The sequence below is a fragment of the Brevibacillus massiliensis genome, assembly GCF_000311785.1.
GTDB lineage: Bacteria > Bacillota > Bacilli > Brevibacillales > Brevibacillaceae > Brevibacillus_C > Brevibacillus_C massiliensis.
This window is the reverse complement of record NZ_HE978546.1, coordinates 144,326-156,146: the sequence shown is the minus strand read 5'-3', so window position 1 is coordinate 156,146 and position 11,821 is coordinate 144,326. Positions and strand designations below refer to the sequence as shown.

Here is an 11,821-nt window from a genome sequence, read left to right as displayed (position 1 = left end):
TCAGGCACATCCAGAGGTGACCGCCCGAACGGTGATTTGAATCGATTTGAATCCATTCCCTAGATTGCCACACTTTTTTCCATTGGAACACAGGAATTCCAACCTTGTTTTGGAATCAATGAGCTATGAAAAAAACAGCGGAAAAGAAGACCCCCGATACAATTGAACATCTGCAGGAGTGGTGCCTCACGTTGGAGCAGCAAGTCGCTGAACTCGCAGCGAAAGTGAAATGGTATGAAGAGCAGTTCCGCCTCAGCCAGCAGAAAAAATTCGGCGCATCCAGCGAACGCACGCATCCCGAGCAGCTCCAGTTGTTTTAATGAAGCGGAGACTGAGGCCGATCCCGTACAGGAAGAGCCTACGATGGAAACCGTAACCTACCATCGTAAGAAACAACGCGGACAGCGCAAGGCTATGATCGAAGATCTTCCGGTTGAAACGATCGAATACCATCTGCCCGTTGCACAGCAGGTTTGCCCGTGCTGCAACGGCGCTTTGCATGCCATGAGTACAGAGATTCGCCAGGAACTGAACATCATCCCGGCCCGAAGTCAAAGTCGTCAAGCATGTGCGCCATGTCTACAGCTGCCGCCAGTGTGAGCGAGAAGCGCTTGAGACACCGATCATTACAGCTTCGATGCCAAAACCGGTGGCTCCGGGAAGTCTGGCTTCGCCTTCGATGCTCGCCTACATCATGAGTCAGAAGTATGTGGATGCCATGCCGCTGTATCGCCAGGAAAAGCAGTTTGCTCGTCTCGGAGTCACGTTATCCCGGCAGACGCTGGCGAATTGGATGATCCATGGTGCGAACCGTTGGCTTCAGCTCCTCTATGATCGGATGCATACGCATCTGCTCGCCATGGACATCCTGCACGCCGATGAAACACCTCTGCAGGTGCTGCGGGAGCCGGGCCGCTCGGCAGGGACAACATCGTACCTGTGGTTGTACCGCACGGGGCGGGAAGGTCCGGCCATCGTCCTGTACGATTACCAGAAAACGCGGGGCGGTGAGCACCCGCGCAACTTCCTGTCCGGGTTTCACGGGTATCTGCACGTGGATGGTTACCCGGGTTACCATAAGGTAACCGGTGCAACGCTCGTTGGATGCTGGGCGCACGCGAGGCGCAAGTTCGATGAAGCGCTAAAGGCACTGTCGGACGACAAGCAGAAGGCCACCGTCACCACCCGTGAGGGCCTCGACTTCTGTAACCGCTTGTTTGCCATTGAGCGTGACATCAAGGATGCCCCGCCCGAAGAACGTCTGAAAGTCCGAACAGAGCGCAGTCGCCCCGTGTTGGATGCTTTTTTGTCATGGCTTCGTACCCAGCGATCTCGTGTTTTACCAAAAAGCACGCTGGGAAAAGCGATTGCCTATTGTCTGAACCAATGGGAAAAACTTGAAGCGTTTTTGAAGGACGGGCGGCTGGAACTGGACAATAATCGGAGCGAGCGCTCCATCAAGCCGTTTGTGATCGGTCGAAAGAACTGGCTGTTCAGCAACACACCGCGAGGTGCCAAAGCGAGCGCGACCATCTACAGCATCATCGAAACGGCGCAGGAGAACGGTTTGAACCCGTTTGCATATCTCACGTGGTTGTTTGAAGAGCTTCCTCAGCTGACAGATCCGATAGATCCCGGGGCGCTGGACAAACTACTCCCTTGGTCGAATTCACTGCCGTCAAACTGCCGGATCGTCCAATCATAGATTACCTGAGTCCCTACCGGATCCATAGGTGGGGACTATTTTACGCTTACCGAGAATCAATGGGTGTTACCGGACGATTTTCTTGCCGTTTCGCGGCAGCTCGCTGCTATGATTCCTTGGTGGCGTGCAGGTACGGGGGCATTGCTAGTGTACATGTCCTACGATCAAGAATGACTGCTCGAGTTGTGTGCGGAGCTGAAATGTTAACGTGAGAACGGTTATGTAATGAAATCTTTGGAGATCCGTGGCGGGAACAAAGATTTGCGTGGGATTAATACCATCAGAAAGGGGCGTTTTCGTCCCTTTCAAACTGTCGACAAAGTACCTGTCGGCAGTTTTTATTTTGCTACATGAATGTTGCCTGGGCCAAGTCAACGTTTTCACCGGTGTAGTGCTACAATTGTAGCGAATCGATACAATCATTCTCCCAAAAAAGAGGAAGAGGCCTTGCTGAAATCCTCGTTGAGCAATGCATTCAGGCAATCGAGGTCGGCGGTAAGTGGCTGGCATCGTTTGTGCTTATATGTAGATGCAGCAAGAGCCGTTTCTCTTGTGAAAAAATATCGATTGAAGGGAGATGATTCACTACATGGCAAGCGTAAATGCGCAAATTCTGGCTATCGACGCCGGAGGCACCATGACTGACACCTTCATCATCAACGACAAAGGGGATTTTGTGGTTGGCAAAGCACAATCCACACCTGATGATGAATCAATCGGCCTCCTGAACTCGGCGCACGATGCCCTTTCCTACTGGGAGACCACGGTGGAAGAGGCTTTTCCCCATCTGGCGGCGGGTGTTTATTCTGGAACGGCGATGCTGAATCGCTTGGTTTCCAGGAAAGGTCGCCGAGTCGGGCTGATTGTCAACAAGGGTATGGAAGATTTTCACCGCATGGGAAGAGCGATCCAGGCGTATCTCGGGTACTCGTATTCGGACCGTCTGCATCTGAATACACACCGGTACGATCCTCCGCTGGTGCCGAGAAACTTGACACGAGGGGTTACAGAACGGGTCGATTTGTTTGGAAATGTGGTGATTCCGCTTTATGAACATGAAGTGGAACAAACTGTAGTCGATCTCTTGGATCAGCAGGTGGAGGCGATCGTCATCAGTTTCCTCCATTCCTACAGGTATCCTGCCCATGAGCGCAAAGTTCGCGACATGGCAAAGGAGATTATGAAAAAAAGAGGTATGGAGGTACCGGTTTTCGCTTCGGTTGACTACTATCCACTGCGTAAAGAGTCGCACCGGACCAATACCACCATTATCGAGGCATATGCGGCCGACCCATCCCGAGAAACACTATCGAAGATTGACAAGCGGATCAAGGAAAAAGGGGCCAAATTCGACTTGCGGGTTATGGCCAGCCATGGCGGCACCATCAGCTTCCAGGCGAATGAATTGGCACGGACGCTGGTGTCGGGTCCGATAGGCGGAGTTGTCGGGGCCAAATATTTGGGAGAGCACCTGGGAATACGGAATATCGCTTGTTCGGACATTGGGGGTACCAGTTTTGACATGGCTTTGATCACGCAGGGGGATTTGAGTATTAATACCAGTCCGGACATGGCCCGCCTGGTATTGTCTCTGCCGTTAGTCGCGATGGATACGGTAGGGGCCGGAGCCGGCAGCTTTGTCCGGATTGACCCCAACTTCAAGTCGATCACACTGGGACCTGACAGCGCCGGATACCGAGTAGGGGCATGCAATCCGGCGGGCTGCATTGAAACCGTAACCGTATCTGACTGCCACGTTGTGCTGGGACTGATCAATCCTGACAATTTCCTGGGAGGGGAGGTAAAACTGTATCCGGAGAGAGCCTATCGGGCGATCAAGGAACAAGTTGCCGATCCGCTGGGGCTGACGGTGGAGGACGCTGCCTACGGGGTGATCGATCTTTTGGAGTCACAGCTTCGAAATTACCTGGAGTCGATGATCCTCGGCAAGGGCTATTCGCCGTCCCAGTACGTTTGTTTCTCATACGGCGGGGGCGGGCCGCTTCATACCGCCGGCTACACCAAAGGACTCGGATTCGAAAATATTCTCGTACCGGCCTGGGCTGCAGGATTTTCCGCCTTCGGATGCGGGGCTGCCGATTTCGAATACCGCTATGACAAAACGCTTGACATTAATGTAAGCGCATTCCAACAAGAGCAGGAAACATCGTCCGCGATCAGCGAGCTGCAGCAATCATGGCAAGAACTGATGGAGAAAGTGGCCGACGAGTTCGAGAAGAACAATTTTCCACGCGCCCAAGTCAAATTCCGATTCTACTTCCGAATGCAGTATCAGGGACAATTAAACGATCTGGAAATCGAATCCCCGATCCACTCGTTGCGCACGGTACAGGATTGGAAGGAACTAGTTGAAGCCTTTGAAGAAACGTATGGCCGCGTGTATGCGAAAGCTGCTCGCTCTCCCGAGCTTGGCTATTCGGTGACCGGGGCGATTGTTCGAGGAATCGTTGAAGTGCCCAAGCCGAAAATTCCGGAAGAGCCGCTGAGCGGTGAAAAACCTCCGGCGGAGGCGCATTTGGGCGTCCGGCCAGTGTATTGGAAAGGGAAGTGGACAACGGCAGACATCTGGGAAATGGAAAAATTGAAAGCGGGGAACCGTATTAAAGGGTTTGCCATTGTCGAATCGTCCGCTACCACGTTTGTGATTCCGCCGGGTTATGAGACATACCTGGATCGCCATCGTATTTTCCATCTAAAGGAACCCAGGTAGTGGAAACAGTTCGCCGAGTTTTGAGAAAAGGGAGGAGGGATTGAAAATGGCAAACGCACAGACGGAAAAAGAAATTCAAAACAGAAACCGCCGTTCTATCGGCTTTCAAGGAAAAACGCTGAAACAAATGAGAGAGGAAATCGATCGGCTCAGCCGGGAGACTGGTCATTACGCCGGATTAGAGGAATTGCCATTCAAGAAATCGGAGCCGATTCGCTACGAGAAAATTTTTGCAAAGCTGCGCGGCGGTGTGGTCCATGCCCGTGAGACGGCCAAGCGGGTGGCCGCATCCCCAATCGTCGAACAAGAAGGGGAATTGTGTTTTACCTTGTACACGCCGGAAGCGGATTCCATCGTAACCTCCACGGGCATAATCATTCACGTGGGAACGATGGGTGCTGCGATCAAGTTCATGATCCAAAACGACTACGAAGAAAACCCGGGAATCGAACCGGGAGACATCTTTTGCAACAACGACTGCCAGATTGGGAATGTCCATCCTTGCGACGTACACACGATCGTACCGATCTTCTACGAAGATGAACTGGTAGGCTGGGTGGGCGGTGTTACCCATGTGATCGATGTGGGCGCGACGGCTCCCGGCAGCATGACGGTCGGGCCAGTGACTCGATACGATGACGGATATCAAGTGGCCTGCCGAAAAATCGGCAAAAACGACCAATTGCTAAAGGATTGGCTGATTGAGAGCCAGCGTTCCGTCCGTACCACCAAATACTGGCTGTTGGATGAACGGACTCGTGTCGCCGGTTGCCATATGATTCGTGACCTGGTGTTACAGATCATCAAAGAGGAAGGCATTGAGACATATCGACAGTTTATCCGGGAAGTGATTGAGGATGGCCGCCGGGGGTTTATCAACCAGCTGAAGTCGATGACCATTCCCGGTACCTATCGCGGCGTTTCGTTCGTTGACGTTCCCTATAAAAATCTGGATGTGCCGCCGTATGCACGCGTGAACACCATCATGCACGCCCCGTCCGAAATGACGATTTACGGGGACGGAAAATTGGAAATCGACTTTGAAGGGGCTAACCGCTGGGGCTGGCACAGCTATAACGCGACGACTGTCTCGATTACCAGCGGAATCTGGGTGATGCTCTCTCAGACCTTGATCCCGAACGACCGGGTCAACGACGGAGCCTACTATGCGAGTAGGTTTGGATTGCCTTACGGTTCCTGGCTGAACCCCGACGATATCCGCACCGCCCACAGTTACGCCTGGCACTTCCTCGTATCCGCTTGGAGCCCGCTATGGCGGTCATTGAGTCGAACTTATTTTGCCCGTGGCTATCTGGAAGAAGTGAACGCAGGGAACGCGAACACCAGCAACTGGCTGCAGGGTGGCGGGTACAACCAGTTCAATGAAAACCATGCGGTGAACAGCTTTGAATCGGCAGCCGAAGGCGTCGGTGCAAGCGCTGTCAAGGATGGTATCGATCATGCTGCTGCGGTGTGGAACCCCGAAGGGGATATGGGAGATATGGAAATTTGGGAGCTGGCCGAACCGCTCTTATACCTCGGACGTTCGATCAAGCCGAATACGGGCGGATACGGCAAATACCGGGGAGGCAACGGGTACGAAACATTACGGATGGTGTGGGGAGCCAAGGACTGGACGATGTTCTTCATGGGCAATGGCTACATGAGCAGCGATTGCGGCTTGATGGGGGGCTATCCGGCCGCATCGGGGTATCGCTTTGAAGCACATGGCACCAATCTCAAAGAATTGATCGAAGAGAAACTGCCTTTGCCGTTGGGCGGAGATCAAGATCCCGCTAATCCGCGATATGAAAAACTGATCAAAGCGAGAGAAATCAAGCGTGACAAGCAAGCGATCACAACCGAGGAGATTTTCGAGAATTACGACTTGTATCTGAATTACCTGCGGGGTGGCCCTGGTTTTGGCGATCCGCTCGAGCGTAAGGCGAAAGCGGTCGAAGCCGACCTCAACGAAGGCCATTTGTTGCCAGCTTATGCGGAAAAAGTGTACGGTGCTGTTATTGCGCAGGATCAAAACGGCCGTTGGGTGATCGATGAAGCGAAGACCGAACAACGCCGAGCCGAAATTAGAAAAGAGCGGATCCACCGAGGCAAGCCCACGCGTGACTGGATGAAGCAGGAACGGGAGAAGATTTTGCACAAAGAGGCGGCCATTCAAGTTCGTCACATGTATGCAAGCAGCTTTGCCTTGAGTGAAAAATTCACCAAACATTTTTGTAATTTCTGGGATCTGCCGAAAGATTGGATCATCAAGGAAAGTGAATTGGGAATACCGGTATTTGGAGCCCACAAGCAAATCCAATAAAGAGACGAGAGGCAAGGAGGTTGAACCAATGGCCAAATACGACAAGCGGACGGTTGAAGAACTGATTGACGGCACGATCGATTTTCACAAACTGAAAGAGATGCTCTCCAGTTTTAAAGATTCCGATCGGTTTGACACCTATCTCGGTATATTACAGGAGCGGGTGCAGTGGAAGGAGCGGATTCTCCTCCCGGCCGGCTTGCACTTGTACATCGTGCTGAAAGAAAACGGCGACCGCATCGTAAAGTGCGATTGCGGACATGAATTCTGCGACTACCGGGACAACTGGAAACTGCATGCCCTGATTTACGTCAGGGATACGGCAGAGAAACTGGAGGAACTCTATCCCAAACTGTTGGCTCCTGATCCGGAATGGCAGGTGATTCGGGAATATTACTGCCCGTCCTGCGGGGGGCAGTTGGAGGTGGAAAACGTCACTCCCTGGTACCCGGTCATCAAAGACTTCGAGCCCGACATTGACGCGTTTTACGAAGAATGGCTCGGACGTCCGGTGCCGCAACCGAACATGGGGTAGCGCCAACAGACAAAAAGCGATGGTCTGTTTCAGATCATCGCTTTTTGTGTGCCTACATTACACCAATGTTGTACTTTTTTAGTTTTCTGTACAGTGTTGAGCGTGCGATGTTGCAGCGCCGCGCCATTTCCGACAGGTTTCCCTTTGTTTCCTGGAATAATTGCGTGAGCAGCCGTTTCTCTTCCTGTTCCAAGGGTGTCATCGATCGGTTGGTCACGTTTGACCGGAGCAAATAACTGGGTAAATCCGACAATTGAATGCGTTCCCGGTCGGCAAACAGGACAGCGTGCTCGACCGCGTTTTCCAGTTCCCGGATGTTTCCCGGCCAATGGTAGTCGCGCAGGAAAGCCAACACGTCATCCTCTGTGGTTGTCACTCGCTTGCCGTGTTTTTCCGCAAAGTTTTGTACAAAGTGGTTGTACAACCGGAGGACATCATCGCCTCGTTCCCGCAGCGGCGGAAGCGCAAGTTGTACCACATTCAGCCGGAAATAAAGATCGGAGCGGAATTTTCCTGCCTGGACGAGTTGCTCCAGATTTTGATTCGTAGCAGCAATGATGCGTACATCGACAGGAATCGGTTTGGACGAACCAAGGCGGACGATCTCATTTTCCTGCAATACACGCAGCAGGTAAACTTGCAGATCTAACGGCATTTCCGCGATTTCATCGAGAAATAACGTTCCGCCATCCGCTTCTTCGAATTTTCCTCTTTTTCCGTTAGGATTTCCTCCCGTAAAGGTACCGGCCTCGTATCCGAATATTTCGCTTGCGATCAATTCTTTTGGAATGGCCCCGCAGTTAATCGCGAGGAATTCCCTCCGATGGCGTGGGCTTGCCCAGTGGATTGCCCGTGCGAAACGTTCTTTTCCGGTACCGCTTTCTCCCGTGAGTAAAATCGGGACATTGCTTGCGGCTACCACTTGACTCTTGGACAAGATGTTTTTCAATGCTTTTGATTCGCCAATGATGTGAGTCCAATGATCGGCTGGTATCGGTGAGGTTGACGATACAGGAGACGGTTTATGGAAATGCAGTAAGAAACCGACCCTTTTCCGTTCTTTGAATACACTCCCAATCGAAACTTTCAATTGCCGCGAAGGAAGATACATTTCGGATTGCGTATCGCCGAGGCTTGACAAGGCAATTTTCAGAGGCTCCATTTCAGGAAGGGACCAAAGCATTCGCCTCTTTTCCAACTGCAAAAGGGACAAGGCTTTGGGGGTTGCCTCAACCACTTGTAACGCCTCGTCCAGCAGCACAATCGGCTCATGGTACCGGTTATGCGTTACCTGATTGAAACGTGCTTGCAGATGATGAAGCGTTTCCCGGGCGGTTTCCTGAAATCGCTGCTCGATTGATTTGGCGGTCATGACTGCAGTTCCCAGGGAATGGGGTTGGGCAAGATCGGAGGGGCCGGTTAAATCAATCACTCCCAACAACTGTCCGGACAACGGATCATGTATCGGGGCGGCTGAACAGATCCAGGGATGGGCTCCTTGACAAAAATGCTCGTAAGAAAAAATCTGGATCGGTTGCTTTTCCGCGATGGCGGTCCCAATCGCGTTAGTCCCGGCAGATATCTCGCTCCAGTCAGCACCGATCACGAAGTTCATGAGTTCTGCTTTTTGTAATATCCGGCGTTCTCCATGCAGGTGAAGAATCCTTCCTTTACTGTCGCAGAGGGTGATGAGATAAAGGGTGCCTTCGATTTGCCTGGCCAAATCTTGCAGGATGGAGCGCGAAAGGTGGTAAAGGTGAGACTGCTTGTGCCAGTCTACCAATTGATCGTCAGTTATTACGATGGGTGCTTGCTTTTGGTGAGGATTGACGCCTATCTCTTGACAGCGCTTCCACGATCGGTATACATGCAACCTCATTTGTTGCGGATCGTGCTTTTCAAAAACAAAGCGATTCCACATGTCCTCAAGCATCTCCATCTTTTTTTGAATATGGTTGATTGAGTGAATAGCTATATGTAGATTAGCCATAACTCCCCCCCAAAAAAGGCGATATTTCATGCAATAGCCGACTTTATATATTATACCAAAATTTATTAGCGCTGCATTAATTATTTCTAATGATTCTTAAATATCACAATTTTCAGTATAAAACGGTCCGCTGCACAAAAAAATCCTTTACACGGGTAAGGCCAGGTAGTTTCCTGTCCAAAACCAATGATCACAAATCTCATTGGCAATGGGATTGCAACAACTGCTGTTGCTAATGTCTTCACCGAATACTGTTTGAGCGGTATTGAAGCAAATGAAGACAAGCTTGCCAATGATGTGGAAAGAAGTGTAGGCATTATTACGGCAGTGAATCCGCATCTAGGTTATGAAGCTGATGCGCGAATAGCGAGGGAAGCAATTCTTAGTGGTCAATCTAATCCGTACGGGAATTATGCTTAAAACGGTGTCTTCATTTTAGATCCCTATGAAATGACTCTTCCCGGGATTGCAGGTGAAGCATTGTTATACAAAAAATAGGCTTCTTTAAAAGGAGCAGGGGCATCTCTTAGCTGTCTACGGCTGCCGGGATGCCCCGAACATAAAATACATTTTCCGATTGCTGTGCTGACGCAGCAGAGATCACCCGGCTTGGAAGGCTCAAGGGTGTTAGCGGATGAACCCCATGAGCCGTTTTACATGCTCTGTATTTTCACGGGAAGTAAGCGACTCCAGAAGCGCAAAAGCCACATCGAAGGCAGTAGAGGGGTTGTAAGAAGTAATGATATTTTTGTCTACAACGATCGGTTGATCGGCAATGACATTTGCGCCCATTTCAGCCAGCTGTCTCTGTCTGAGTTGGCCGTTCAGGTTGTATGTGGTAGCGTTTCTCCCGTTCAGAATGCCGCTTTTTCCAAGCGCCAGCGCACCGACGCAGATGGAGGCGATGACTTTTCCCTGGCGATTGAAGGCGCGGATAAATTCGAGGACATCTTCTCTGAACGCATCGTCGTAAAAGCCTGCGGTTTCGAACCCACCCGGCAAGGCCAAGGCGTCAAATTCATCTGCGTCCACTTCGTCAAGCACTTTTTCAGGAATCACGGTAAAATAAAACGTACAGGTCAGCTCTCTCCGGGTCCCTACCGTGACCAGTTCGGTTGAGCCGTCGCCCTCAGCTTTGTTCCAACCGATCACATCTGTAAATACACTCGCCTCGACGGCCTCAAAGCCATTTGGCAGCAGCAAGCAAACTTTTTTCATTTCGTCAACTCCCAGTCTTTTGCATTTTTTGCAGTACCGGTACTACAGAGATCATATGATAGAATGTACGTATTAGTAAAATTGAAAGTTCTGATCATGTACTTTGGAAAATCTAATCATAACCAAGTGAAGGGGAGGGAGTCCCAATCGACATTCGCCAATTTCAAACCTTTAAAACCGTTGTCGATGTAAACAGCTTTACGAAGGCTGCCCAAGCCCTTCAGTACTCCCAGGCCACCATTACTTCCCATATCCATCAGCTTGAAGCGGAACTGGGTGTTCCCTTGTTTGACCGGCTGGGAAAGAAAATTCAACTGACTGCAATTGGCCAGGAATTGTACCCCTATGTAGAAGATCTGTTGACCACGTATTCAAAAATCAAAAATTTGTCGGCAGTCGGCGAGATGGTGACCGGCGATATTCGCATCGGTGCTTCTGAAACCATGATGATCTGCAGGTTGGGCTCTGTTCTGTCGTCGTATAAACAAAATTATCCCAAGGTAAATATTTCCTGTATCGAAGACGATTGCGTCCATCTGCGAAGGCGGCTCCATTCGGGGGAATTGGATATTGCGATCGTGCTGGAACCGAAAGTGAATGACCCCAATTTGATTGCGGAGGTCTTTTCGGAGGAACCGCTCGTCTTTATCGGCGGAGTAAACCTGGACATTGCAAACATAGAAGAAGCAGACGGGGAGTGTATCATTTTCAGCGGCAAGGACTGCTCGCTGCGCCGTTATTTTGAGCGGTTTTTGCTGGATAAAGGGATTGATGCCTCGAACCATTTGGAGTTTTCCAGCATGGAAGCGATCAAACAGTGCGTGGCCAACGGATTGGGGATCAGTTTGGTGCCCGCAGTTCGCGCGGAGGCATTGCTCAGGGAGCAAAAGGTAAAAAAATTAGGCTGCCGGGACAAAGAACCGCTGTTTTTGGCCCAGATGGTCTACCATAAAATTAAATGGCTGTCCCCGGCGCATCGGAAATTTATCGAATACGTCTTGGCGGAACGGTAAACGGGCAATCCCCACCTCTTTGGCGGCAGCTGGGAAAGTGTTCCGGCGTTGGCATATGAAGCGGGGGAGGCACCAACCAGCCCTTTTCTTTGTTGATGCGCAGCAGTCTCGTTCCGTAAGCCGTTTTCGACATGTGGAAGCGGCCAAGCATCCTCCCGATATCCAAATTGTTGCGCAAACCACAGGGGCCGCCTGGCTGTTGAAGCGGCTCTCGGCTATCGTTTGCAAGTGGTTCGCGGGTTCTTACGGGAATTTTATCCATGTTTCGAAAAGCCGGGATGCATGAAACCGTGATCTTCATGA

6 protein-coding genes and 3 pseudogenes are annotated in these 11,821 nt (G+C 51.1%); 6 read left to right on the top strand and 3 right to left on the bottom strand.

The genetic code is table 11. From position 1 onward, the window contains the following. Positions 1-125 precede the first annotated feature (125 nt). From tnpC to HGBM_RS21120, 4 genes and pseudogenes are all read left to right on the top strand, one after another. Positions 126-1,705 (top strand): annotated as a pseudogene (gene tnpC, locus HGBM_RS28210) (IS66 family transposase). Between the two features lie 589 nt (positions 1,706-2,294). Continuing rightward, entirely contained in the window at positions 2,295-4,436 is a 2,142-nt protein-coding gene (locus HGBM_RS21130) for a hydantoinase/oxoprolinase family protein (protein WP_019123086.1), read from the top strand. A 46-nt stretch (positions 4,437-4,482) separates the two neighbouring features. Then, positions 4,483-6,762 carry a hydantoinase B/oxoprolinase family protein gene (locus HGBM_RS21125; protein ID WP_019123085.1) on the top strand — a complete coding sequence of 760 codons (2,280 nt, stop codon included), beginning with the start codon at positions 4,483-4,485 and terminating at the stop codon, positions 6,760-6,762. Between the two features lie 28 nt (positions 6,763-6,790). Next, on the top strand, positions 6,791-7,297 hold the full coding sequence (locus HGBM_RS21120; RefSeq protein ID WP_019123084.1) for an acetone carboxylase subunit gamma: 507 nt from the start codon (positions 6,791-6,793) through the stop codon (positions 7,295-7,297). Positions 7,298-7,349: 52 nt separating this feature from the next. Here the strand turns inward: HGBM_RS21120 and HGBM_RS21115 are convergent, their stop codons facing one another. Beyond that, complete coding sequence (locus HGBM_RS21115; RefSeq protein WP_026074572.1) at positions 7,350-9,287, bottom strand: sigma-54-dependent Fis family transcriptional regulator; 1,938 nt, start codon at positions 9,285-9,287, stop codon at positions 7,350-7,352. 240 nt (positions 9,288-9,527) lie between these two features. Here HGBM_RS21115 and HGBM_RS31915 point away from each other — a divergent pair. Next, positions 9,528-9,785 (top strand): annotated as a pseudogene (locus HGBM_RS31915) (aspartate ammonia-lyase); the annotation flags it as partial. A 129-nt stretch (positions 9,786-9,914) separates the two neighbouring features. Here HGBM_RS31915 and HGBM_RS21110 read toward each other — a convergent pair. Beyond that, on the bottom strand, positions 9,915-10,505 hold the full coding sequence (locus tag HGBM_RS21110) for a DJ-1/PfpI family protein (protein ID WP_019123082.1): 591 nt from the start codon (positions 10,503-10,505) through the stop codon (positions 9,915-9,917). Positions 10,506-10,651: 146 nt separating this feature from the next. Between HGBM_RS21110 and HGBM_RS21105 the strand changes: the two genes are divergently transcribed. Continuing rightward, positions 10,652-11,518 (top strand): LysR family transcriptional regulator, encoded by an 867-nt coding sequence (locus HGBM_RS21105; RefSeq protein ID WP_026074571.1) that lies wholly within the window; start codon positions 10,652-10,654, stop codon positions 11,516-11,518. On the opposite strand, the pseudogene HGBM_RS31910 reads toward HGBM_RS21105, so the two are convergent. Beyond that, a pseudogene (locus HGBM_RS31910) lies at positions 11,490-11,681 on the bottom strand (hypothetical protein); the annotation flags it as partial. The gene HGBM_RS21105 and the pseudogene HGBM_RS31910 overlap by 29 nt on opposite strands. Positions 11,682-11,821: the final 140 nt, after the last annotated feature.

Excerpts from the sequence above, each read along its gene's own strand:
- HGBM_RS21130 (WP_019123086.1), top strand. The coding sequence starts at position 2,295 with ATGGCAAGCGTAAATGCGCAAATTCTGGCTATCGACGCCGGAGGCACC.
- HGBM_RS21125 (WP_019123085.1), top strand. The coding sequence starts at position 4,483 with ATGGCAAACGCACAGACGGAAAAAGAAATTCAAAACAGAAACCGCCGT.
- HGBM_RS21120 (WP_019123084.1), top strand. The coding sequence starts at position 6,791 with ATGGCCAAATACGACAAGCGGACGGTTGAAGAACTGATTGACGGCACG.
- HGBM_RS21115 (WP_026074572.1), bottom strand. The coding sequence starts at position 9,287 with ATGGCTAATCTACATATAGCTATTCACTCAATCAACCATATTCAAAAA.
- HGBM_RS21110 (WP_019123082.1), bottom strand. The coding sequence starts at position 10,505 with ATGAAAAAAGTTTGCTTGCTGCTGCCAAATGGCTTTGAGGCCGTCGAG.